This is a genomic window from Olleya sediminilitoris, assembly GCF_016785945.1.
GTDB lineage: Bacteria > Bacteroidota > Bacteroidia > Flavobacteriales > Flavobacteriaceae > Olleya > Olleya sediminilitoris.
In genome coordinates this window covers 39,994-65,067 of the sequence record NZ_JAEMEF010000017.1, presented here as the reverse complement: position 1 = coordinate 65,067, position 25,074 = coordinate 39,994, and the positions used below count along the sequence as shown (strand labels likewise).

The 25,074-nt window shown below is 28.1% G+C and carries 23 protein-coding genes; 10 read left to right on the top strand and 13 right to left on the bottom strand.

Annotated features, from left to right (window positions below; genetic code table 11):
- Nucleotides 1-66 precede the first annotated feature (66 nt).
- Nucleotides 67-1,413 carry an FG-GAP repeat domain-containing protein gene (locus JAO71_RS15015; protein ID WP_082395980.1) on the bottom strand — a complete coding sequence of 449 codons (1,347 nt, stop codon included), beginning with the start codon at nt 1,411-1,413 and terminating at the stop codon, nt 67-69.
- Between the two features lie 384 nt (nt 1,414-1,797).
- Here JAO71_RS15015 and JAO71_RS15010 point away from each other — a divergent pair, with 384 nt between their 5' ends.
- The 6 genes from JAO71_RS15010 to JAO71_RS14985 all read left to right on the top strand — a co-directional run bounded on the left by JAO71_RS15010 (nt 1,798) and on the right by JAO71_RS14985 (nt 7,206).
- On the top strand, nt 1,798-2,274 hold the full coding sequence (locus tag JAO71_RS15010; protein ID WP_028290363.1) for an Hsp20/alpha crystallin family protein: 477 nt from the start codon (nt 1,798-1,800) through the stop codon (nt 2,272-2,274).
- Nucleotides 2,275-2,348: 74 nt separating this feature from the next.
- On the top strand, nt 2,349-2,837 hold the full coding sequence (locus tag JAO71_RS15005) for a hypothetical protein (RefSeq protein ID WP_203001608.1): 489 nt from the start codon (nt 2,349-2,351) through the stop codon (nt 2,835-2,837).
- Nucleotides 2,838-2,985: 148 nt separating this feature from the next.
- A complete protein-coding gene (locus tag JAO71_RS15000; protein WP_203001606.1) occupies nt 2,986-5,079 on the top strand; it encodes an ATP-binding protein in 2,094 nt (697 codons plus the stop codon).
- Nucleotides 5,080-5,083: 4 nt separating this feature from the next.
- On the top strand, nt 5,084-5,725 hold the full coding sequence (locus JAO71_RS14995; protein WP_028290364.1) for a response regulator transcription factor: 642 nt from the start codon (nt 5,084-5,086) through the stop codon (nt 5,723-5,725).
- A 346-nt stretch (nt 5,726-6,071) separates the two neighbouring features.
- Nucleotides 6,072-6,491: a hypothetical protein gene (locus JAO71_RS14990; protein ID WP_028290365.1), complete on the top strand. Its 420-nt coding sequence runs from the start codon at nt 6,072-6,074 to the stop codon at nt 6,489-6,491.
- A 34-nt stretch (nt 6,492-6,525) separates the two neighbouring features.
- Nucleotides 6,526-7,206, top strand: a complete 681-nt coding sequence (locus tag JAO71_RS14985; protein ID WP_116822566.1) for a Lipl32 family lipoprotein — start codon at nt 6,526-6,528, stop codon at nt 7,204-7,206.
- Between the two features lie 78 nt (nt 7,207-7,284).
- Here the strand turns inward: JAO71_RS14985 and JAO71_RS14980 are convergent, their stop codons facing one another.
- A complete protein-coding gene (locus tag JAO71_RS14980) occupies nt 7,285-8,076 on the bottom strand; it encodes a hypothetical protein (protein ID WP_203001604.1) in 792 nt (263 codons plus the stop codon).
- A gap of 383 nt (nt 8,077-8,459) precedes the next feature.
- On the opposite strand from JAO71_RS14980, the gene JAO71_RS14975 reads away from it, so the two are divergent.
- From JAO71_RS14975 to JAO71_RS14965, 3 genes are all read left to right on the top strand, one after another.
- Nucleotides 8,460-8,876 carry a hypothetical protein gene (locus tag JAO71_RS14975; RefSeq protein WP_028290368.1) on the top strand — a complete coding sequence of 139 codons (417 nt, stop codon included), beginning with the start codon at nt 8,460-8,462 and terminating at the stop codon, nt 8,874-8,876.
- A gap of 14 nt (nt 8,877-8,890) precedes the next feature.
- A complete protein-coding gene (locus tag JAO71_RS14970; protein ID WP_051419235.1) occupies nt 8,891-9,361 on the top strand; it encodes a hypothetical protein in 471 nt (156 codons plus the stop codon).
- A gap of 432 nt (nt 9,362-9,793) precedes the next feature.
- Nucleotides 9,794-10,150: a hypothetical protein gene (locus tag JAO71_RS14965; protein ID WP_028290369.1), complete on the top strand. Its 357-nt coding sequence runs from the start codon at nt 9,794-9,796 to the stop codon at nt 10,148-10,150.
- Nucleotides 10,151-10,414: 264 nt separating this feature from the next.
- Here JAO71_RS14965 and JAO71_RS14960 read toward each other — a convergent pair whose 3' ends face one another.
- The 3 genes from JAO71_RS14960 to JAO71_RS14950 form a co-directional block, all read right to left on the bottom strand.
- The gene (locus JAO71_RS14960; RefSeq protein ID WP_203001601.1) at nt 10,415-13,435 is read right to left on the bottom strand and encodes a cellulase family glycosylhydrolase; all 3,021 of its coding nucleotides are present in this window, start codon (nt 13,433-13,435) and stop codon (nt 10,415-10,417) included.
- 549 nt (nt 13,436-13,984) lie between these two features.
- Nucleotides 13,985-14,926 carry a hypothetical protein gene (locus tag JAO71_RS14955; RefSeq protein ID WP_203001599.1) on the bottom strand — a complete coding sequence of 314 codons (942 nt, stop codon included), beginning with the start codon at nt 14,924-14,926 and terminating at the stop codon, nt 13,985-13,987.
- A 1,493-nt stretch (nt 14,927-16,419) separates the two neighbouring features.
- Nucleotides 16,420-16,935, bottom strand: coding sequence for a hypothetical protein (locus tag JAO71_RS14950; RefSeq protein ID WP_203001597.1), 516 nt, complete (start codon nt 16,933-16,935; stop codon nt 16,420-16,422).
- A 221-nt stretch (nt 16,936-17,156) separates the two neighbouring features.
- Between JAO71_RS14950 and JAO71_RS14945 the strand changes: the two genes are divergently transcribed.
- On the top strand, nt 17,157-18,020 hold the full coding sequence (locus JAO71_RS14945; RefSeq protein WP_028608107.1) for an EamA family transporter: 864 nt from the start codon (nt 17,157-17,159) through the stop codon (nt 18,018-18,020).
- Nucleotides 18,021-18,061: 41 nt separating this feature from the next.
- Here JAO71_RS14945 and JAO71_RS14940 read toward each other — a convergent pair whose 3' ends face one another.
- From JAO71_RS14940 to JAO71_RS14905, 8 genes are all read right to left on the bottom strand, one after another.
- Nucleotides 18,062-18,577, bottom strand: a complete 516-nt coding sequence (locus JAO71_RS14940) for a peptide-methionine (S)-S-oxide reductase (protein WP_116822573.1) — start codon at nt 18,575-18,577, stop codon at nt 18,062-18,064.
- 8 nt (nt 18,578-18,585) lie between these two features.
- Nucleotides 18,586-18,744 (bottom strand): hypothetical protein, encoded by a 159-nt coding sequence (locus tag JAO71_RS14935; protein ID WP_162874818.1) that lies wholly within the window; start codon nt 18,742-18,744, stop codon nt 18,586-18,588.
- Between the two features lie 109 nt (nt 18,745-18,853).
- Nucleotides 18,854-19,231 carry a hypothetical protein gene (locus tag JAO71_RS14930; protein ID WP_116822574.1) on the bottom strand — a complete coding sequence of 126 codons (378 nt, stop codon included), beginning with the start codon at nt 19,229-19,231 and terminating at the stop codon, nt 18,854-18,856.
- 155 nt (nt 19,232-19,386) lie between these two features.
- A complete protein-coding gene (locus tag JAO71_RS14925) occupies nt 19,387-20,424 on the bottom strand; it encodes a hypothetical protein (protein WP_203001595.1) in 1,038 nt (345 codons plus the stop codon).
- Between the two features lie 255 nt (nt 20,425-20,679).
- Nucleotides 20,680-22,335, bottom strand: a complete 1,656-nt coding sequence (locus JAO71_RS14920) for a hypothetical protein (RefSeq protein WP_203001594.1) — start codon at nt 22,333-22,335, stop codon at nt 20,680-20,682.
- 35 nt (nt 22,336-22,370) lie between these two features.
- Nucleotides 22,371-22,754 (bottom strand): VOC family protein, encoded by a 384-nt coding sequence (locus JAO71_RS14915; protein WP_116822577.1) that lies wholly within the window; start codon nt 22,752-22,754, stop codon nt 22,371-22,373.
- Between the two features lie 19 nt (nt 22,755-22,773).
- Entirely contained in the window at nt 22,774-24,066 is a 1,293-nt protein-coding gene (gene thrC, locus JAO71_RS14910) for a threonine synthase (RefSeq protein WP_203001592.1), read from the bottom strand.
- Between the two features lie 49 nt (nt 24,067-24,115).
- Nucleotides 24,116-25,039, bottom strand: a complete 924-nt coding sequence (locus JAO71_RS14905) for a homoserine kinase (protein WP_203001590.1) — start codon at nt 25,037-25,039, stop codon at nt 24,116-24,118.
- Nucleotides 25,040-25,074 lie beyond the last annotated feature (35 nt).

The window sequence follows — 25,074 nt, the reverse complement described above, 5'->3', positions numbered from 1 at the left end:
AATAAGCTAAAACTTGTATTAAATTTTATATGTTGTTGTATGACGCTTTTGTATGTTTAAAAGTGATTATTTGAGTAGCACCTTTTTTGTTATTGTTATATTAGTTTCTAATTTTATTTTGAAGAAGTACAGCTGCGTTTCTAAATTTGTTTTTATATGGTTTATTCCCTTTTTTACAGGTAAATCATTATAAACTATTTGCCCTTTTGTGTTTAAGATGTATAACGTTCCATTTTTTGGACTGTCTAACATTAAAATGTTAGATGAAGTATTTTTATAAATCTTTATTAAATTATTACTTATTAAATATTCTTCATTAGATAGTACTAAATTATTTTCTTGAATTGATAAATCTGCTGACCATATAATGTCTTCTAACCCATTGTTATTAAGATCTCCTGATGCTATAACACTAATGATGGTTTCAGCATCCTGAATAAGAATTGGAGTGCTAAAATTACCAGAACCATCATTTGTATACAAGTACAGATTGAAATCTTTAATTATAATAAAGTCTAAATCGTTGTCATTATCAAAATCCTTTAAAGTACCTGATCTAATATTTATTGCAGAAGGATCTATAATTTGCAGATTAGAAAAATTACCATTACCATCATTTTTCATCCATCTAATACCAGTTGAATTGTCATTTTCGCTAAATAAATCTACATCACCATCATTATCAATATCTACTAACCTAACAAAAAGATTAAATGTATTAGGTATTTGATTGCTTCTAACAGCATCGTAACTTAAGGTTCCATTATTGTTTTTATAAACCGAAATATTGCTTCCTCCAGTAATAACGTCTTCAAATCCATCAGCATCAATATCACTTATGGTTATATCAAAAAAATCCTCTATTGGTCCTGTAATGGTTTGAGATGTAAAATTAGCCATCCCATCATTATAGTATACTTTTAAAATAGTACCACCAATGGCTACAATATCTAAATTGTTATCATTATCTATATCGACCACATCTATATCACTTTCGAAAAACGCAAATGAATCAATGATTTGTGACGAAAAAGACATTGCATTATTCATATATAGTGTTACAGAATTTGTTTCATCTCCAATGCTTACAATATCAAGCCAATTATTATTATCAAAATCTCCTATAGCTATATTAGTTACCTGACTACTTCCTGTAGCTATAGTAACTTCTGGGCTAAAGTTTAGATTGCCTTGGTTTAAGTAATAAGAAATAAGACTATTGGTAGAAAATTTTTTTGTAATTATTATGTCTTTTAAATTGTCATTATTAATATCTGCTGTTATAATATTTGTAATTATTCCTGTATTTGCTTCAATCAGAACAGGATTTGAAAATTGAGAATATACAGTTGAGGAAGTTACTAAAGAAATTAATATTAATAGATATGTTGATATTGTAGGTGTATTCATCATTTTACAATTTTTAGCTATTAGTATATGTTAAGTTTTTATCACTGTATGTCTTTTTATATCAGTATTTTACAAATATAAATTAATTTGAATGTTAAAGACTATTAAATATTTTTAGTAGTTGTTAAAATTAGCTTTTGTAGTAATGTATGATATTTCTTACTTTAGTACTTTAGCCAAAAATTAGTGTGTTTAAATGAAAAAGTGTCATTTATTAAAGTTAAAACATGTCAAATGTTCATAAAATTTATAATAAACATGTCTATTGTAGTGTTTAAAGCATAAAAAAATGTCATTTATATTGAAATGGTATTTTTTTTGTATTTATTACATTGAAATATTTAAGATTTCAATTTGAAATAATGTTTAATTTAAAATTTTGTACTTATGAGCAATTTAGTTAATGTTCCTAAAAACGGAAGTTTAGCAAACACTAATTCAAACGCAAACTTCCCAACTTTGTCCAACTGGTTTGATGATCTATTTAATAGAGATTTACCATCAGTTTTCACTTCAAATTTTAACACCGGAATGACCTTACCTAAGGTTAATATTAAAGAAACAGCAGATGCTTTTATGGTAGAAATGGCAGTTCCTGGTCTTAAAAAATCAGATTTTCATATTGACTTAGATAATCAAGTATTGTCTATTTTTACTGAAACAAAGGCAGAAAATGAAGACAAAAATGCCAATTATACTCGTAGAGAGTTTGGTTATTCCTCTTTTAAAAGGACCTTTAATTTACCAGAAAGTGTTAATGATGAAAAGATTAATGCTAAATATACTGATGGAATTTTAAGTCTACTATTACCTAAAAAAGAAGAGGCAAAACAAAAGCCTCCACGCACCATTAAAATTTCATAACGTTTTATAGCTGTTAAAGATAAGTCTGTTTATGACTTGTCTTTAACAGTATTATTAATTTAAAACCTAATGTAATGAAAAAATATATTTTATTATTGTCCTTAGTTTTTTTTAGTGTTAGTTGTAACGGTCAAGACATTAAAGACACAAATGAAGATGTAAACCATACTAAAAACAATAGTACTTCAGTACCCGAAGGTACCTGGAAAGTGGATAAAGTTTTTGATGAAAATGGTAATTTAGTAAAATATGATAGCATCTATTCTTGGTCCTCTAATATGAAAACAGATAGCTTGGCATTTAAAGATAAAGATAGTATCATGCAATCTTTTAAATCAAGATTTTTTTCAAACTTTTCGCAGTTTGAAAATGAAGGTTTTGAAAATGTTTTTGCTGAAGATTCGCTTTTTAGCAATCATTTTTTTAACGACCAATTTTTTGTAAGTCCGTTTGGAAAAGATTTTATGGATATTGATAAAATACGCTTACAAATGATTGAAAGACAAAAGAAATTTTTAGAAAAATATCAATCAGAACTTTTTAAACCAGAAGACGAAGACTAATTAGTTTTCGTCTTTTTTTTAACTATGTAATTTCATATTAGATGTGGTTTTTACGAGCTGTTAATGTATTATTGTAAATTAAATGGTTTTAGCCATTAAACCCTGTTTTCAGGGATGGTAATCCACTTTGTATTAGTTACATTTGTGCATGATTTTTAAGTTTAAAAACATATTTGTTTTTCTGTTTTTGTGTAATGCATGTTTAAGTATTTCGCAAAACTCAGTAGCTAATTCAAAAAATGAAGATGAAAAAGTAGCTCAATTATTAGACCATTTCAATAATGGTTTATACAAAAAAGCCTACCAACAGGCACATGCTTTATTACCAACTTTTAAATTTGGTAAATCTAGGACCAATACTTATTTGTTACTGGCCTATTATCATAACAGATATGTCGCAACAGATTCGTCTATATACTATACCCACAAAGCTCTTGAAAACAAACACAATGTAAGCGACTCTTTAGGTATAAGATTAACTATTTTATCTTATCAATTACTTGCATTAAACAATAAAAATAAGGGGTTATATGAAGAAAGTAAAAACTGGCATATTAAAGGAGCTGAGTTAAGTGAAAAGCATAACGAAAAAAATTTATATTACACTCACTTACACGATTTAGCTAGTGCTTATGTTACACTTGGTGAAACAAAAGAAGCTTTAGAGTTGTTTGAAAAATGTATAAAATTTTCAGACGATAACGAAATTATTTTAGGTAGCTATATCAATTTAGGCGCAATTTACTCTTCGCTTTTAGAATATGACAAATCCAACAGTTACTTACAAAAAGCAAAAGCAATTTGTGAAAAAGATGGTTTTAGAAGGAAAGCTTCAGTAAATATACTAATTAACTTAGGAAGTAATTATCTAACTAGAGATAAAGATAAAGCCTTATCTTTTTTTTATGAAGCAAAAGATATAAGTTTTAAAAATAAGTTTTATAATTTAGAGTTAAATGCTTTAGGTGAAATTGGAAATATTTTATTTAATCAGAATAAGGATGATGAAGCACTTTTGATTTTTACTGAAACATTAGTTAAAGCTATGCAATTAGGTAATCTAAATATTGAGATGAATAGCTATTTAATGTTAGAAAAATTATCTTCTAGAAAAAAAGATTATAGAAATGCTTACAACTACGGTAAAAAATATTACCAAATAAAAGACAGTATAGACAACTCTATAACAGAAAAAGAAATTAACCGATTAGAAGTTAAGTTTAAAACCTTAGAAAAAGAAAAAACTATAAAATCTTTACAAATTGAAAATTTAAATAAAAGCTTAAATATTAAGAAAAAAGAAGCTGATATTGAAAGATTCAAACTTCAAAAAACGATTATAGCAAAGCAAAATGAAAATCAAGTATTGCAATTGCAAAATGGTGTTAAAAAGCGTAAAAATGAAATTTCGTTACTTAAAGAAAAAGAAGCAGTTAAAGCAATAGAGTTAGACAGAGAAAGAACCATTAAATATATAGTCTTAATTGCATTTTTTATATTATTAGTGCCAATTGTAGGGCTTTTAGTTATTTATTATCAAAAATTACAAGCTCAAAGTTTAGTTAATTTAAAAGAAAAACAAATTAACGAGCAGCAAGTCATTTCGTTAAAAAAAGATCAAGAATTAAAACTTATAAAAGCCTCTGTTAGAGGTCAAGATTTAGAACGAAAAAAAATAGCTCAGGTTATGCATGATAGCGTAGGAGGTAATCTGGCAGCAATAAAATTACAGTTTAGTCAGTTATCTAACCATCCTGAAAAATTAAAATTAATTTATAGGCAATTAGACGATACTTATGAGCAGGTAAGAAATTTGTCTCATAATTTATTACCAAAAAAAATAAGAGAAAATGACTTTGTGTTTTTAATTAAAGAGTATGTTAAAACAGTTGAAGAAGCAAGCCAAATAGCCATAAATATTTCTATTTTTGACGAAGTGAAAATTAATAAATTAAACAAGATTTTACAAAACGAATTGTTTTCTATTTTTCAAGAACTAACCACAAATACAATCAAATACGCCAAAGCAAAAACAATAGATATACAGCTAGATTATTTAGAAGACGTCTTGTTTTTAGTATACGAAGATGATGGAGTAGGGTTTGATACTTCTAAAACAACTTTAGGTATTGGTTTAACAAATATAAAAAACAGAGTAGAGAATTATAAGGGTGTTTTACATATAGATTCTAAACCCAATAGAGGTACTAATATTAATATAGAAATTCCGTTAAAAGCATAAAAAAATGAAGCATAATCTTATTATTGCAGATGACCATAAAATGTTTTTAGATGGTTTATTAAGTATTTTAAATACAGAAAGTAATTACAGTATTTTATACACCGCAAAACATGGTGGTGAAGTTAAAAAATATATTAACATAAATACCGAAGAAAAAATTGATCTTGTTATTACAGATGTTACTATGCCAGAAGTAGATGGTATTACCTTAAATAAATGGATAAAAAGCACCAATAAAAATATTAAAACTTTGGTGGTAAGTATGCATAATACTCCAGAAATAATTGACGATCTTATTGATAGTGATGTTGATGGATATCTTCAAAAAAACGCTAAAAAAGAAGAGTTTTTAAAAGCTATTGAAACTATTTTAAGTGGAGAAAAATATTTTTCTAAAGCTATTAAAGATATTTACCTTCAAAGTAAATTTGAAAAAAATAAAGATAAAGACATTAAGCTAACTAAACGTGAAGTAGAAGTTATTTCGCTTATTGCAGAAGAGTTTACTACGCAAGAAATTGCCGATAAGTTGTTTTTAAGTAAGCATACTATTGAGAGTTATCGTAAAAACCTTATCACGAAACTTAATGTTAGAAACCTTGCAGGATTGACTAAATATGCAATAAAAAAAGGCTACGTTAGTTAAAAAAACATACCATCTAATTATTAAAAAGACTCTAATTTTAGAGTCTTTTTTTTGTTTTAATATTTCATAGTGAATCATATTAGCTCCAATCCAAATTTAATTGTAAATAGTATTTAGCATTATTTTGTGTTTTGTATTAAAAAATAGTTTGCATTGCATTTTTAAGTGTTTAAAATCAGTTAATTACATTATTAGTCACTGTTTTCAGGGTATTCAATTTCACTAAATATGGTGATATTTAACGGTGTCTATTGGTATACATTTGCCTCAGGATATTTGAAATAGAAACAAACAAACTGTTTCAATTATAAACAAAAACTAATTTTAACCATTTAAACAAAACATTATGACTTTTGGAATTACATTAATTTTATTAAGTATTATCGCAGTGCCTTCATTACTATTATCAAAAAAACCTAATGCTAAAGAACTTTTAGACAAAATTGAACCTTACCAAGGTTGGATTGGATTAGCATTTTGTTTTTATGGTGTTTGGGGAATCATTTTTTCAATATTAAATTTAGGATGGATTACAACTTTCCCAATATGGTGGGCAACTTTATTAGTAGGTAGTATTGTAGAAGCTATTTTAGGGTTTATGTTAGGGTTTACTCTTATTAATAAACTTGTTTTATCTAAAAATGAAGCTGCAAAAGAAAAAGCTATAGCTTTAAGAGAAAAATTAGCTCCAAAACAAGGTAAACTTGGTGTAGTAGGATTATTTGTTGGTGCTTGGATGATTGTAGCATCAATATTATTCTTCTAGAAAAGAAATATAATCAACAATTAAATAAACAAAAATGAAAATTAAATTAGTAGCATTATCAGTATTAGCTTTTTGTGCAATGTTTAGTGCAGAAGCTCAGAAATTGAAAAAATTTGGAAGTTCAACAGAAAAGAAAATTGGACCAAAAACAATTAAAGTACCTTATACAGATGTAATATCTTATGCAGGATACGCTTCTCCGGGAAACGAAGATGAAGTAAAAGATGGTAAAAAAATGTATTACATATATGTTTGGGTACCAATTGTTGCTCCAGAATTAGGTGTAAGAATGGTTTCTCCAGTAGGAAAAAACAAAGTAAAAAATGTTATTAAGTCTGATGAATATACAGAAAACGCATCGTCTGAAGATTTTTTTGATACTTATATTACTTTAGAGCGTTCTACAATTTTTAAGAAAGAAGATGTTACAGAAGAGTCTGTAAAAAGTGCAACTTGGACAACATTAACAAGTAATGATGACAGTAGCGAAATGCCTAAGCAACCAAGTGGAAGTAGTTATAATTCACTTTTAAGATATAAAAGCGAAACAGGAAGCCCTACAAAAGCTTTAACTGCTGGTTTATACAGAGTAGGTTTTACAACTTACAAAACAGGTGAAGTAAAAGGAACATTTTTAGCAGAAGTTGCTGCTCCAGTAAAATTACCAGGTGTTGTAATGGCTAAAACTATTGAAGACCTAAAAAAAGCACTTTAATATAATTTGGTTATTTATATTAAACAGACACACCTCTTTATTCACTTAAAGAGGTGTTGTTTTATAAGATAATTGTATTTATTTTTTAGATGTTAAGGCTATGACAAGCCAACTAATACCTAAAACTAAAAACACTAATCCAAAAGGATCTTCAAATCCGCGAATAGCTGCTCTTATAAATCCCAATATGGACATGATTATTGGACCTTTCCAACTGCCAAAAAAACCTTTTTTTTCTACAGTAGTATTTTCAATTATTCTTTCTTGTTCTTTCTCATCAACAATAAACTCTTTACAAAAAGTATTAAAGCTTGGTTTAGAATAATCAATATTACATAATAGACCTATTTTGGGGTCAAATGTCTTGTTTATACAAATTTTACATAGACTCAACCTTTCTGAATTTGTAGTATATTTTTTTCTCTCTAATGATTCAATATCAAAACTATTTTCCTTTAAATTACCATTGTTAGTGTAGTTTCCAAATAATTGTTTTCTAATTTTAAATGCATTAAAAGATAAGTAGATTAAAGCTACGTTTAATGATAATGTAAGTATTACAAAAAATTGTGTTAATAATCTAGGTGCTTGTGCTATATAGTACAATGTTATTAAAGTAGACAGTATTTTTATTACTATAACAACATATAATGCATATTCAAAAATATGTAGTTTTTTGTCTTTAGTTTTAGCTTTTATTGAGTTGTCTAATGTTTTTATAAAGCCAAAAAAGACTATGATTTCTATAACATTGAAAAGGTTTCTTAAGTAGCCATAAAAAAAATAATTATTAAAAATATTTTTTATAAATAGAACGGTTAAGGAAATTAAAATAACAATTGATAAATTGTATGTATTTTTCCAATTCATATTTGTATTAGTTTTTAGTTTGTTTATCGATCAAAGTTACAATTTCAATTTCTTGTAGATGATAATTATAATTCTTTTTATACTTATTAAAAAAGATGGTGTCCTTTTAATAGTAGATAATAAATCAAGTTTTTTATTTTTTTTTGCATTTTGTTTTTCTTGATAAACACTTATTTAATTTATTGATATTTAATGTTTTAGGTGTTTATACCTGTTTTTGAAAAGCATTATTTATACTCTAATGATTTCTTAGTTTTCATCAGATATTTGTGTTGTAATTAATAATGAAATAATCGATTGAGTAGCTACAATTCGTTTTAATTATTATGGCGCAATCTGAAAAGCCAATTTTAAATAGAGTAAGAAAACTAAATAATTAATCGATGTCAATACAACCAAATCAATGTACGGTATTTGTCCAAGTATGGGCAGATGTAAATAGTATGAAACAGGGTTCAACCTCTGGATGCTATGCTGTTTGCAATAAAAGTCAAGATTCTACAGGTGAAGGAACAGCAAATTTAAAAACTAACGTTATTAGTGGTAGTAATGTGTGTTGGACTGTTGTGCCTATAGATCCACAATTTAATGGTGATTTTACTATTACTGCTGTTGGAGCAAAATCAGGTTGGGCAACACCTCCAGCTCCAGTTCCAGGTTTATCCAATACGTTTACTGGTAAACTTGAAACAGGTACTGTTGGAGGAACTGTAGACTCTAACATCCAGTTTAGCTACAATGGTGGGTCTGAATCTATAACCGTAACGCTTCCAGTGGTAATCACTCCAGTTGAAGCATAATAAAACTAAATATTATGAGAAATAATAGTACAAATTTTGTTGCAGGAACAGTAATTCCTGCAAGAGTCATAAACGTTGCTGTAGATACCGTGTTTTTATATAGTCAAACATCAGGTCAATATGCAGGAAAAGGAATTTATATGATGGATAATAATGCAGTTGGAGGGAGTTCCGGTCAAGGTGGATTAGAATTAAATTCAAATGTAACTGCAGGTTTTGGTATTGGTTTTAATACTTTTCCTATAGATCTTGCAGGTAGTCAAGGTGACAATGTTGAAATCGTAGGTTTTGAAGTATCATCAGGTGTCAATATTTTTGGAAATTTTGGATACCCTCAAAAGCAAGATGCAATATCTTCTTATCAATGGATTGGAACTGCTATGGTACAGGGTAAATGTACCTATCAATTAAAAATTGGTGTATCCGTTGGAGGAGCTCCAATGAAATATTTCTGGTGGGATCCGTTTTTTAACTGTACTTCATAAGTATTTTATGTATTAAATTATATGTTGTATTCAGGATTTTACTTGATATTCTGAATACAGCATATTTTTGTTTTGTCTTATTAGTTTTAATCAATACTAATTGTACACATAGTTTTTTGTGAAAACTTAGTTTTTAGAATATAGTTTATCCAAAATGTATGTATGTTATAATTAGATTTCAATCTATATTATGATCAATACTTGTTTTACTATTAGATTCTAAACTTTAAATAGTTGTTTGTACGTATAAATACTTGTTGCTTAAAATCAGGTATTTACACTCTTTTTAAGTTTTAAAAAATATTAGACATTTGTAATGTAATCACAAAAAAATATTTGAATAAGTAGCTACTATCAATTTTTGTTTACTAAGGAGGATTCCGAAAAACCTAAAATAAATAGAGTAGGATTATAGTTAAAAAAAATAATATTATGGCAACTTATTCGTTTAATGATGAAGCAATAGCAAATGCAGTAGATGCAGCAAAAAAAACATATGAAGGTAGTGTCTTAGATGCTAAAAACTCTAGTTTTGATACAAGTCGTGGTGGTTGTATGTTGGTTAGTGCAGAGTGTATTAAAATAACAACAGAAGGACATAGTGTTTGTATCAATTTACCTTTAGGTTTTGGTAAACATTGTTTTACCCTTCCGGTCAGTATACCAAGCGGTTCTGTCGGACAGGCTTGTATTAGTATTTGTACAACTTGGGGAATCCCAACTGGAGTTAAAATTTCTATCGTAATCGCAGGTATTACAGTTATAAGTCAATCATTTGGTAAATGTTAAGATTAATAAAATAGGTAAGGAATACATTTTATTTCTTACCTATTTTTTAATGGATAGATTTTTTTGTTGCATATTATAAATATAAACCAAATAGAAAGGATTGTGAGATTACATTATGGCTTGTTATGAATTTTGAATCATAAGTTTAGTGGTTTGATTTTTATATTTAGAAGATGTAAAAAAACATATAAAAAAAAAAGCAGAATACCTAAATAATAGATATTCCGCTTTTATTGTTATTAATTTTTAATAGTCTTTTAAGTACTATTTTTTTACAAATAAAGAACGTTTTTTAGATGTTGTGCCTGTAATTTTTATAACATAAGTTCCTGATGAAATTTCAGAAATATTTAATTTTAGCAACGTACTATCATCATTGTGACTAATTAATAATTTTCCTTGTAAATCATAAACTTCAACAGATACTAGTCTTTCATTTTTAGAACTAACAAAAATAGTTTCGTTTGAAGCAGGATTAGGAAAAAGCTTAAAATTAGTACCAGAATCATTATTAATTTTAATTGTTTGACTACGTTGGTTGCTACTTATAACATTACAAGTAGGAGTAGAAGAGTCGTTACTAAAATATAATGTAAAATTATTAGATTTTGATACCATAACAAAGTTACCATTATCTGATGTTACCCAGTAATCTCCATCAAAATTAGGAATTAAGCTATTACTAATAGACATTTCGGGATTTTCATTTTTAAACTGAAAGGTAATTTTTGGTTTTAAATTTATATAATAATCAGGAACACCATTATTTGTGTTTATTGAAAATTGATAGAGTCCATTGTATTGCGAATTCCAATTAATAGTAAATGTTTTCAAATTACTTAAAGAGGGTCCACCAGATCCTAACACAAAAACATTAGAAAACTTTTTATTGTCAAAATCTTCTAAACCATTTTGAGAAGGTGTATTAAAATTACAAGTTTCAGATGGGTTTTGTACTGCTATTACAGTTAATACAAATTCCGTTTCTGCAGACAGCCCTTCATTATCAGTTGCAATAGCTTTAAAGGCATAAGTACCTTCTGTAAGACCATTAAGTTCATCTGTGTTTGGAGATTCAGAATGGCCCCATTTATATGAAGTAGAATTTATTTGTCTAACTAAATTGTTATCTATAAATAGTTTTACATTATCAATAGTTCCATCTGCATCAGTAGCATTAACTTCAACTTGTAAATTATAACCTTCAACTAAAGTAATATTGTTAATAGGAGATAGGAAGCTTATTGTAGGTGCTTGATTGGTTTCATCAATAGGATTACATGGTTCTATATTCCAATCTGGGCAAAATTGATTTACTAGATTTTCTGTACCATCACTTATTGGAAAATCAACAGAATTAGGGTTTCTAATATTATCCCAAACGTGAGTTTGTTCAGGAGAACCTTGTTTTTTGCGAGCAGTTGAAATTTCTGAAGCTCTACTGCCAAGGTTATATGTGTTTTCAAATATTGCATTTCTAAAACCTGTATTAAATCCTGTACCTCTATCTAAAAAGTCTACTCCAGTATTTATAACTTCAGAACCATCAACGTTAAACGTGTTTCTGTATACAAAACCATAGGCTCCTTTTAAATCAATAAAAGCATCTGAGCTATTTACTCCTGAAATTCCTTCTGCAGAAAACACGCAATTTCTTATAATAGTGTTCATTGTACCTTCCTTAACATCTACGCCTTCTGCTGTTACATTAGGTCCAACTGTACAGTTTTCAATAGTATTATCATTACAAGCTCTTTCATAAGTGTCATGTTGTCCTTTATCTGAGCCTACATATAAACCTTCGCCAAAACCAGGTTTAGTTCTACCTGTATTATATATAGTACAACCATCTATACTATTATTGCTAGATCCATCACGCAAGTGAATAGCTTCTTCTCCAATATCATGTACAACAAGGTTTTTTAATTTACTACCGTTAGAATTGTCAAGAACAATACCTTTAGACCCTGTTTTAAACTCTATATCTTCAATGTTCCAATAATCACCTTCAATACTTAAAAGATAGCCATTATTATAATCTAATCCTGAAAAAACAGGAGGGTTTGTAGCGCTTTCTCCTCTTAATATAATAGGATTTGTACTGCTTCCATTAGCATTACCGTAAAGGTATGCACTACGGTTAAAGGCACCTTGTATCTTGTTTTGAAAATTGTAGTTTCCAGAGGCAATTATAATTTCATCTCCTGCTTGTGCTGTTTGCATTGCAACTCTAATACATTCTATAGTATTACATTGTGTTGTTGTTGGTTCTGAAGCGGTCTCTGTATCCCAGTTTTGGATGATATTTTTTACAATATCACCAGATGTTGTAAGTTGATTGTTAATTAAACCAGGTACACCTTGTCCTGCTTGAACTACAGACCCTGTTTCAGGAAACGCTTTGTCACTCAAAGACCAATTAGCGTGACTTATACCTCTTTCTTTTAAAAAGGCCATCCATGTATTAGTACTTTCTTGGTCAGGTTCACCTTGTCCGGTATTTAAAATTGTACCCCATTCTGTAACAAATAAAGCAACATTATTATCTAATGCAGTCTGTGCTACATTTCTTAAGTTATCATGAGGGTTAAATGCTGCATAAAAATGTAATGTATATGCTACATTATTATCAGATATTGGGTCTGCTGATGCTACATCAACTTGCTGAGAATAATTGCTAGTACCTACAATTATTAAATTATCTGGATCTTTAGAACGTATACCAGCAATTACTTGCTCTGCATAATTTTTAATAACAGGCCAACTTTGGTATATAGGCTCGTTATAAATTTCATACATTACATTTGGAGTATCTCCGTAAAGATCTGCCATTCTGGTAAAAAAGTCTATAGCCTCATCTGTGTATAATTCTGCTTCGTGAGTGTGCCAGTCTATTATAACATATATGCCATTAGCGATAGCTGCGTCAATAACTTTTCTAATTTTAGTTTCTTGCTCCTGTGGACTATCAATATAGCCATTTCCGCCATCCCAATTTTCTTTTACACCCATTGCTATTCTAATAAGTGAGCTATTCCAGTTTTCTGCTAAAAAATCAACAGTTTCTGCATTATAAAAATCGGAGGTGTCTCCAGCATTACTCCAAAAGAGGCTATTGCCAGCTAAGCTTGTAATTTCTCCATACTGATTAAGAATACGATTTCCGTTAACTTGTAATCGACCATGTTTTTCTACAGGAGATTGAGCTACTGAACTTAGAGAGAATAGCATTAAAAACAAAGGTAGATACATTAGTCTTTTAAACATTTGTAGGTTTTTTTTCATGATTTGGTTATTTAATTTGAGGATAATATTTAATGGTTGTACGTTAAAACTGTTAATTGGGTTTTTTCAATTTTTTACGTTTATGAATTTAATTCTTATATTATTTGATGTGTTTAATCTAATATTATAAAAACGTTATTAAATATTTTAGGGTTTGATTTGTCTTTTTTAGGTAGAGAAATATGATACATATTCTTCACGTTAAAAAAATAAAGTGGTTCAAAAAAACATGAAAGAAAAAGTGTTTTTTTAACAACATAAGCTTAAGTTATCTTCATTTTACTGCTTTGTTTAGATAAAAAATATCAAATAAAACTAAATACATTGAAGGGAATATATTTATACTTTTTCTTTAAGAATTTATTCATTAAGTCTAAGCTACTTCACGCATAGACTTTTTGATAGTATAAAAAATGTAATAATAAATTTTGGTAAAATAACATTTACAACAATTTATATTTAGTAATTATATGTTTTAAAATATTAAAACAAAAAAGAGGTTACCAAAAGCTAACCTCTTTTATTTTAAATAAAAAAATAACGGTCAAACTAAGGTGTATTTACAAATTCTCTAGTTACATTATCCCATTTTATTTCCGCCTCTCCACCTTTAACACGGTATGCACCAAAACGGTATTTAGCTTGTAGAGCTTTGCTTGGTTCTGGTACATCCCAATTGTAAGTGCTAGTTCCAATAGTTATGTTGACATAATGATTTAAAAACTCATTAGGAGCAACTCCTTTCAATTCGAAACCTGTTTTTAAGGTGATTTTGGTGCGTACATTTGCCGGTATATTTTTTAAAAATATTAGTTGTCTACCACTTAGCCCTATGCCACCGCGTGTTGTAATTTCTTCTCTATATATATCAAAGGAAGATTGGGTATTGCCAGTAAATCTTGGTACAGCTCTTAATAAACAGATAGCTGGATCTTTGCTACCTCCACCTCCAGAATGTTTACCTTTGGCTTGAATAATGTAAGTTCCAGACTGATTCTTTACAGAAGTTGTACTAATATTTTGGCCAGCTACATGTCCTGCTCTATTTATTGTGATATAACCACTAAATGATACGTAATTTCCATTTTTAACATTTGAAACCACTGGTGAGGCACGTTCTATTCTTGGTTGAAGATCATCCATATGGTTAGAATTAGCTTTAATTTTATAAACACCTTTGATGATACCATTCTCTGTTAATTGCGTGTAATTATAAGTACAAGTTCTATCATCAATTTTTGTGTTAATAGAACTATTTACATCACCAGTAAATGTATATTCTCGCGTTGTGTTTGTTCCTGCTGTCGTACACACAGAATTTGAGGTTGCTACTTTAGTATTTAACATAGAACTATCTACAAGTTCTTTATCATCTACTATTGAGTTTAGTTCCGCTTCTATTTCCAAAGTGTCAGTACAAGATAATACTGCACCAGAAAGTGCGATGATGCTAAGAGTGATTACTCTTATTGATTTAAATTGGTTGTTCATAATTTTTGTATTTGGGTTATGGTTTAATATACAAATTTCTAAAATTATAATTGTTTGTTTTTTTTAATTGACTACTGCCATTAAAACGTTAGAAAGTCATGAAGCTTGAAGTGTTTTTTTATTTATGATGATTTTTTTAATGATCTACAAACGGATGTGAATTGTTTAATTACATTGGACTAATACTAATGATCCGTCAAAGTAGGAGTAGGGGAAAATGACGTTCACGAATTAGTGAAATAGGAAATCAAAAACTTAGAAAGTTGTTATTTATAAACAGTTTTAATACCTGTAAATACAAGAAGTATTACAAAGCAATACAAGGACGATGAATAGCTAAAGTAAATAGCAAAAAAAATAGCATTAATAACTGTTTGTAATACATTATTAAAACAGGCTTTTGCTATTAAAAAAATCAGGACTAATTTATAATAATAATTTCAGGAGTTCTTTAGTAAAAAAACACTTTTTTTTTACTAAAGAACTTTATTATGTATTGGTTTTTTACCTGTTTAATTTCGTTTTTACTATTTTTTCCATTTCACTTTACTTAAATTCAAACCAACTTTATCTAAATTCAGAATGGTCTATTTTATGCTTAAAATTCTGAAATGGTTTTTTGTTTACTAATACATTTTCCAATTCTGACTTTAGATTTTGGTCAGATAATTGTTCAATAAAAAGTCTATAATTTTAAATGACTCAAAGCTTTCTAAAGTCTCAATTTTTATAAAATCCGTTTTATATTTTTCGACTTTTTCTAAACTGTCACTAAAAGCTTCTTTAAAGTCGTCTTTGTCTATAAACTGTGACAAACTTGGAATGGGAATTATTTCGAGAGTTTTAGAGTTTTAATATTAGTCAAATCCACAATCTAATTCCTGTGCTATTTCTATAACTATATTTTGTATTGTTGTTTCCATTTTTAATCAATGTAAGTTATTTTTTTCAAACCATTTAGTTGAGATTTTTTTTTCTTTTGGGTCAACAACTGTGATTTTAGTTTTCTTAAATTTCTGAATTTTAGGATTATAAAATTTGAAATGTTTAGTGTCTTTAAAAATTAATGTTTGCCAATGTTCTGAATGTATAGGTTTGTTTTCGAAACCTTATTGATACTTACTATAATCCAAATTGCGTTTAAATGATTTTTTATTTTTTTTTCGTGCAATTCAATTTTCCTTATAAAAATAGGTTTATTTCCAACATTAGTCAAAGTCAATACGCATTTAAAAGTATTTTTTTCTTTACTTTTATAACATTGAATTAGTAATTTCTTTTTCTCACTCTTGATTTTGTTAAATATATTCCATCCTAAACTTACAAGTGAAATAGTTAGGGCTATTATTTAAATTAAAAGTTTGTAATTCATTTATTTTGTCTTTCTATGATTCCGTTTACACTTTTTGTTATTGTATTATTTATGATTCTTACGGAAGTATTTTAGTTAAAAAAATTATTTTTTGTATCACAGTATTTTATTTTAAGCAGTTTTATTCATATTCATATTCATATTCATACAATATTCTTCTTCCAATATTTTCCGAATTTTTCATTAATATTAATTTTTCAGATATAAAAACTTGTTCAATTTCTAAAGTGTCTTTGGAATCTATTATTTCAGTTTGATTTTTTGAGACTTGAACATTAAATATTTCTAAATTTTCGTATTCTTTAAATTTCTTATCCGAATTCAGTTCGTTCAATGAATATGCTAATGGACCTTCGGATAAATATTTCAAGAATTCTTTTAGGTTTCCATTGTCGTCTATCAGATATTTCTTTTCTATGTCAAATTCATAAATTCCAATTAAGAATGAGCAATCATTTTTTTTCATTTCTAAAAACGGAACACTTTTTTTAGAACAGTTCATATTATTCGGACTAATTTTTTCGTCTAAAACTCTAAATTTCGTGATGATTTTAATGGACTTTGGTAATTCGTTTTTATGTTCTTTACAACTTTGGTTTAGAAACAAAATTAGTATTAATGATAGGATTTTATTCATTGGTTTTCGGTTTTTCTCAAATTGCTTACAACTGTTTATATAACAAACAATATAGTTGTTTGTTTTGTTTATTTTTGATGTAAGTTATTTTTTTATATCGATAAATTAAAATACTTAATTACTTTAAATTCAAGTGATTTATATTACTTGTTTTTTTACAGTAAAAAGGGAGTTACAATCTTTTTGTTTATAATTCTATTTATGTTTTACTTTGTTTCCATATGAAGTATTTATTTTTTGTTACTATTATCTGGGCTTTTTCGTTTAGTTTAATTGGTGTATATCTTTCGGGACATGTGGATGCATGGTTTTCTGTATTGGTACGTATAGGTATTGCTACAATGCTATTTTTACCTTTTTTAAAACTGAAAGGCATCAAAACAGAAACAATTATCAAGCTAATTGGTATTGGGTCTGTTCAATTAGGTTTAATGTATTGTTTTTACTTTCAGTCGTTTAATTTTCTTACTGTTCCAGAAGTGTTATTGTTTAGTGTATTAACACCAATTTACATTACTTTATTAAATGACATTTTAATTAAACGGTTTAATAAAGTACATCTTTTTACTGCATTATTAGCTGTTTTAGGAGCTGCTTATATACAATACTCAAGTATTAGTGAACATGTTTTTTTAGGCTTTTTAATTACTCAAGGCGCTAATCTTTGTTTTGCTATTGGTCAAGTAACATACAAGTATTTACTAAAATCTACACCAGAATTACAAACCAAACCAAAGCATACCATTTTTGGCTTGTTTTTTATTGGTGCATTTTTAGTAGCTTTTATTGCGTTTTTTATTTTTGGTTCAGCCCAAAAGTTACCAACTACAGCTTTGCAATGGGCAATTTTAATATATCTAGGCGCTGTTGCGTCTGGTTTGGGGTATTATTTTTGGAATAAAGGTGTTGTTAAAGTAAACACAGGGTCTTTAGCAATTATGAATAATGCATTAATTCCGTTGGGTTTAATTGTCAACCTTGTTTTATGGAACAAAGAGGCCAATGTTGTTAAAATTATAATTGGAGGAAGTCTTATTTTTGCTTCTCTTGTATTAAATGAGTATTTAACAAAAGCCACAAAGTAGTAATTTTTTCTTTTTAATTTAACTTCTTTAAGTCTGTCAAATTAGTTGTTCTTGTACTTGTGTAATACGTCTAAAGGGATGTGACAATAACTATAATCTTCTGGATGCAAGGTTAATCTATCTTGGTGTTCTGTATCACTTGGAATAAAATTAGTTAATGGAAGCACCTCAATAGCAATTGTTTTTTGTGTTTTATTTTCCTTATTTAGATTATCTTCAATTGTTTTAATGTGTGTTTTTGCTTTCAATAAATGTCTTGTATTATTACTGTAGATACCTGTTCTATATTTTTGACCTATATCGTTTCCTTGTTTATTAATACTATAAGGATCAATGATTTCTAATAAATAATTTATTAAATCTTCAACTGAAACGATATTACTGTCAAAAGTAGTTTTTACGCATTCTGCAAAACCATCATAATCTGTTTTAGTAGATTTAGTTGTGCCATTTGCTCTACCTGCTTGAGTATTAATAATTCCAGGAATGTGTTTTAAAAACTCTTGAACTCCCCAAAGACAACCACCTGCAAGATATATGATTTGTTTTGATAACATATAAATAATTATTTTACGCTTTTAAAAATCTTTTCAAAAACATCATAAACTGCTTGATGCAAAGCATTTCCATGGTTTTTATCTTCAAAAAAATTATAGTATAATTTTGTGTTTTCCTTTTTGCTAAGAGATATTTTTTCAAATAACTGTTTTGCTATACGTTCCATAATCAGTTTCGCTAAGTTTTTCAGGTAAGCTTTGTCCTAAACAAAAATTACTTAATTCTAATACTATTAGTAAGGGTTTAAGTTGTCTCATATCTTTTGGTATAAAAGATTAAGTTATGGTTTTTTCTGATAATTGTAAATAATTGTTTTTTCCAAAGGTTAAATAGTATAATGGATATAAAAATACTATTGCAGCAAAAACTGCAAATATCATATTTTTAGTAAACAAAAGTAATCCAGCTAGCAACATGAAAGCAGCTTTAAACAAGGTTTCATGTTTAAAACTGTTAAGTGTTACAATAGTTGTTTTTTGATCTGTTACATTTACTGTTAATGGTTGACTACTGCACCAAGCTGCTTTTGCATATATTTGATGTTGACCATTGCTAACATTAAATGTTTTACTTTGTTTATTTATTGTACCTGAGGCTACATTGTCAATAAATATTTTAGCTCCTGTTGTGCTGTTTATTTTTATCGTGCCCATCTATGTAATAGTAAATAGTTATTTTGATTTATGCTTAAATATTCACTTAATAGTGATTAAGTGATTAAAAGTAGAGTAATAAATTTAGTATATAAAATGATACCTATCAAAAAAACTACCTAAATCAGGTAGTTTTTTTGATAATGATATTTAATTTATGATTTGTTTTTATCTGTGATTTTTTTACGGCTTTCGGCTATTTCTAAATTAAATTTCCATTTTTTATTATAGTCAACTTCCATTCTTTTTTTAGCATACTCAATAGCTTTTTCGTAATCACCTATAGCATAATATGCACCAGATAAGTTAGATAATAAAGTCCAGTAGATTTTTTTTTCTTTTTTATCTTCTTTGTTTTTAATTTTAGCAATTTCGGTATTAAATTTTTCAATACTTTCATTAACTAATTTGTGTAATTCTTGATTATAGCTATCAGAGTAATCTACCTTGTTTAAAGCTACTAATTTGTCAACTTGAGTATTATTATCAATACCATATTTTTCTTCTTTTTTAATTCGAAAAAGATTTACTCTTTTAGACTCGTAATAACTAGAAAATAAAGCTTTTAAAGATTTTGATATATCTTGGATTATATATCCTGCTTCTGATACATTCTTTGAGGTTCTATAATCTCGAGCATTATTTTGATATTGGTTTTTAATTAATGTTGTTGCTAAAGTTTTATTAGGTATACCACTATTTTTATAAACACCTATACTTTCAGATTTAGTTTTTCTAGAATACTTTTTTGTAAAAATGATACTATCGTTTAGGTCTTTTACTGTTACCTCGACTTCAGATTTTATTTCAATTATACCAGTGTAAGTGTTTTTAGCATCTTTACCGTAAGCTTTTTTTTCGGTAGAACTTACAATGTGCTTTAGGCCTAGATTATTAAATTTAATAATAAAGTCAGGATTATCAGATTTTGTATAACCTGGTAATTCAAAATATGATTTAATTAAACTTTCTAATTTAGGATTATTAAATGATGTTAGCTTTTGTTTACCATTATCATTTAGTTTTATGTTTTCATTGTTTTCTTCAATTTCAATACTAAAGTTTTTATAATCTACAGGTAAATTAATTTCAGGATAGTGAAGCTCTTGTATATACCATCCTTCATTTTTTGCATTCTGTGCTAAACAGAAATTAACAGTAAATATTGCTAGAGCTAATAAAATTTTTTTCATTATAATATTTGATTTGGTTGATTTTTAAATGTTTAATACATTTTAAATAAATTATACTACGTATTATTAATTTTGTCCGAAAATACTGTAATATTTTGATTTAATCAAAGGTATAATTAATCAATAAATTTTAGCTTAATACTTTACAAATACTGTTTGACTTTTATAGCTAGGTAACCCATATAAAAATTTTATTATTTGATTTTTAGGATGTACTCCAGAATGATAAAATTATTGAACTATATTCTTTAGACGTTAGTAATTTTCTTTTTTTAGAATAATTTTAGTAACATTTTCACTCTCTCTATCAATTAGTTTTTCGTTTTGGTCATAAAGGATAAATGCCTCATCATTGGCATAAGCCAGCATGCCTTTACCTGTATAATACATTTCTAGAAAACGATCAAATGTTTTATCTGATAATAGTTGACTTGTTTTAGCCGACAGTAGTTTATAACTTCTATTATCAGTAGCTAACTCTGCTGCTATTACAGAAGGATATAAAAACTCTAAACTATCATATGGTAATTTTGTAACTGTAGCTTTATCTTGATTTATAAAATAGTATTCTCTATCCTTAACTTTGTCTGTGTCAGTAAAAAAATAAGTGTCTGAATGGCTATCTGTTTTAGGCGAATATAAAAAGTAAATAGGAGATGGGATTGAGTAGGTTATTTGTCCATTTTTGTCTATAAACTGTGTTTGATCCTCTAGCTCATGAATATAAATGTTTTTTACAGGAGATATATTTTTTAATGTCGTAACAAAAGTAATTGTATCCCTTGTGTTTTCTAGATAAAGTGTTAAAGCGTCAATATTACCTTCTACGGTAGTTTTTACTTTTTTAGTTTTAGCATACTCTGCATTTAAGCGTTTAATTGCTAGGTATTTTAATATCAAATAGGCTTCTTTTTTTGAGTCTACATTTTTTATGTGTTTTTCAATGTTTTTACTGTTAGATAGTCTTTCATTATAGTCTTCTTCTGGTGTTTCAATCGAGCAATTACTAATACTATATTTATTGTCTAGTACATCACCATTGTTATTAAAATATTTTACTTTTAAAATGGATCCTTTGTGATAAGGGTAGTAGTCATTTGGTGTTTCATACTCCAAATAGTTTTTTTCCATTTTAAGAAGTTTAAAACCTTCTTTTTGTACACCAATTTCGTTTTTATTAAATTGAATTGAATCTATTTTTGAAACATACTTAATTTTAAATTCTAATGTTAAGCTGTCAACATGCTTCATTGCTTTAACAGGTATTGAGTTTAACGGAAACGAATAAGGCTCAATTGGTGTTGGTACACTATCCTTTGTACCATCATGGTAATAGGTAGCTAAGATTTTTAAATCTTTTTCAGAGTCAAAATTTAAATAATAAAAAGGCTGAATGCTTTGCTGGTTTCCAAACTTAAAAACAGTAGCACCATTATTTCTAACTACCGTTTTTAAAGAAGCTCTATTATTTTTGAAAATTTGATTGAAAAACACACCATTTTGGACCGTATCTCTGTATTTTAAGTGGTTATCGTTTACAAGTTCTAAATAGGTGTTTTTATCTTCAAGATATTCTTCCTCTTCTTTTGTATAGGTTTTAGTTATTTCTTTAAAATCTTCGTTTTCTTGTTCTCTGTAAAATCTAAGCTGTTCAATAATAGTGTTTTTATCATCTAAGAAATAATTTAAATTTTTAATACTATTTTTTTTTACGACTTCTAAATTAGTAGTGTCAAGATACTTTTTAATGCTAGTATCTATTTTTTCTATCTCATATAAGTCAACACAACGTTTTTCTTCTGCATCAACCATAGACTGAGTAATAACTTCTAACACTTCAGATTCATTACTCTGCGATGTGCATGAGGATACAATAAGCAGCATCACAAAAATTAATTTAGGTTTTATCATTTAATTTTTTTAAAGTTATTAAGTGTTAAGTATAATTAAATAGCATTATTAATTTCAATCCAATAACCATCAGGATCCTGAAAGTAAATTTGTTGGACACCATCATCACGTATATAGTCTTTTTTTGGTGTGTTTTTCCAGTCTGAAAACGGAATACCAAGCGCTTGCAGATGTTTTAAAATAGTATCAAAATCTGTTGTAGCTAAAGCAAAATGAACCGCTTTGTTAGTGAAGACTTCTAATTCTGGTCTTGGTATTAAATGTATCTGCTTGGTATCTGTTAATACTAACCATCTGGTTTTAGAGGTTGATGCTGTGTTTTTAACTTCACTAAGTTGTAATACTTTTTTATAAAACATTACAGATTTATCAACGTCTTTAACAGATATAGCAATGTGATTTAAAGATAAGTTAAACATGATTTTTTTAGATAAATTATTAGTCTAATAAAAACGTTTTTAAGTCGTCATACGTACTAATTTTAGTCGCTACTTTTGTTTTATCCATTACAGCTTCAATTTGAACAGGTAATGGTTGTTTTTGTTTGATAACTTCTTCTACAACATCTAAAAATTTTGTTGGATGTGCAGTTTCTAAAAATACGCAATGCGTATTTTGATGCTCTTTTAAATACGCTTTACAACCTAAATAACCAACAGCACCATGAGGATCTGCAACGTAGTTATATTGATCATGAATTTCTTTTAATGCGTCTTTAGTTTGGTTGTCAGTAAAACTATAAGACGATAAATTATTTTTTAGTGTACTAAAATTGTTTTTATATATTTCTTGTATTCTAATAAAATTACTAGGATTACCAACATCCATAGCATTACTAATAGTTTGTACAGATGGTTTTGGAGTATATTCCTCGGTTTTAAGATAATTAGTTACCACATTATTTTGATTATTTGATGCAATAAAGTGTTTAATTGGCAAACCTAATTGTTGTGCCATCATACCAGCACACACGTTTCCAAAGTTTCCGCTTGGCACAGAAAATACAATCTCTTTTTTTGTTTTATATAATTGTTTGTAAGCAAACATAAAATAGAGTAGTTGTGGTAACCAACGCGCAACGTTAATAGAGTTGGCAGAGGTTAACTGCATTTTACTAGTCAAATCTGTGTCTAAAAAAGCACGTTTGACCATATCTTGACAATCGTCAAAAACACCATCTACTTCTAAAGCTTTTATGTTTTGACCTAATGTAGTTAATTGTTTTTCTTGTATATCACTAACTTTTCCTGAAGGATATAATATTACAACATTTACACCTTTTACACCTAAAAACCCATTAGCAACAGCTCCTCCTGTATCACCAGAAGTGGCTACTAAAACAGTAACTTCGTTAGTGTTGTCTTGGTTAAAATAGCCTAAACATCTAGCCATAAATCGTGCTCCAACGTCTTTAAAAGCCATAGTAGGACCATGAAATAATTCTAAGGTAGAAATATTATCGTTGAGTTGTATAACAGGAAAATCAAAAGATAAAGTTTCTGCAATAATAGTTTTTAAAACGTCTTTTGGAATATCTGGAGAAACGAATTGCTGTATTGCCTCAAAAGCTATATCATTATAACTTAAATCATTAATATTTTCAAAAAATGAAGCAGGTAATGGCGTAATATTTTCAGGGAAATATAAACCTTTATCTGGAGCCAATCCTTTTATTACAGCATCCCTAAACGTTGTGTTAGGTGCTTTTTTGTTAAGACTATAATATTTCATTTTTTGTGATGTTTTGTTAGTTTGTATTTATTAAATTAATAGTTAGGTTTTAACTAATAATTTTCATCCCTTGAGTATTAATTTTGGACACATAAGTATTAAATGCAATAGTTGTATTGGTAAAAACTTGTGTCATTGCTTTTGCAACAGTTTCAGCAGTAGTTTTACTTTTTGATAGTGCAAATATCGAAGGTCCAGAACCCGAAATTCCAGCACCTAAAGCACCTGCTTTTAAGACTTCGGTTTTAACCAAATCAAAATGAGGGATTAATTGGCTTCTATAAGGCTCAACAACCACATCATTTAAAGACAGGCTAATTAAATTATAATCATTGGTGTGTAATGCGTGTACCAAGCTTCCAACATTTGACCATTGTGTAATGGCATTTTGTAACGGAATGTCTTGTGGTAAAATAGCACGAGCTTCAGAGGTTTTAACTTCAATTTGTGGATGTATTATTGTAACGTACAAATCCTTAGGTGTTGGCAATTGCAATACTTGTAAAGGCGATGTGCTTTTTACCAAAGTAAAACCACCAAAAAGTGCAGGAGCAATGTTGTCTGCATGTTCACAACCACTAGCTACTGCTTCACCTTTCATTGCAAAACCTGTTAATTGTGTAGCGTTGTAAGGGTTGCCTAATAAATGGTTTATAGCAAAAACACTTCCTGCAGCACTTGCAGAACTACTTCCAATTCCGCTTCCTGGTTTTATGTTTTTGTAAATTTCAATTTCAAAACCACAATCAGGTTTAGCATCATTATATAAGGCTAAAGCCGAAACACTTGCTACATTTTTACCGGTTTCAAAAGGAAGATCTGCACCAACTATTTTGGTGATTTTTATTCCTTTTTCATTAGTCTTTCTTATTACCATTTCATCACCAATGGTATCTAGGCAAAAACCTAGCACATCAAATCCACACGAAACATTGGCTACCGTTGCTGGTGAGAATATTTTAATTTCGTTCATTTAAAACTATATTTTGTCATTTTCGCTAAAGCGAC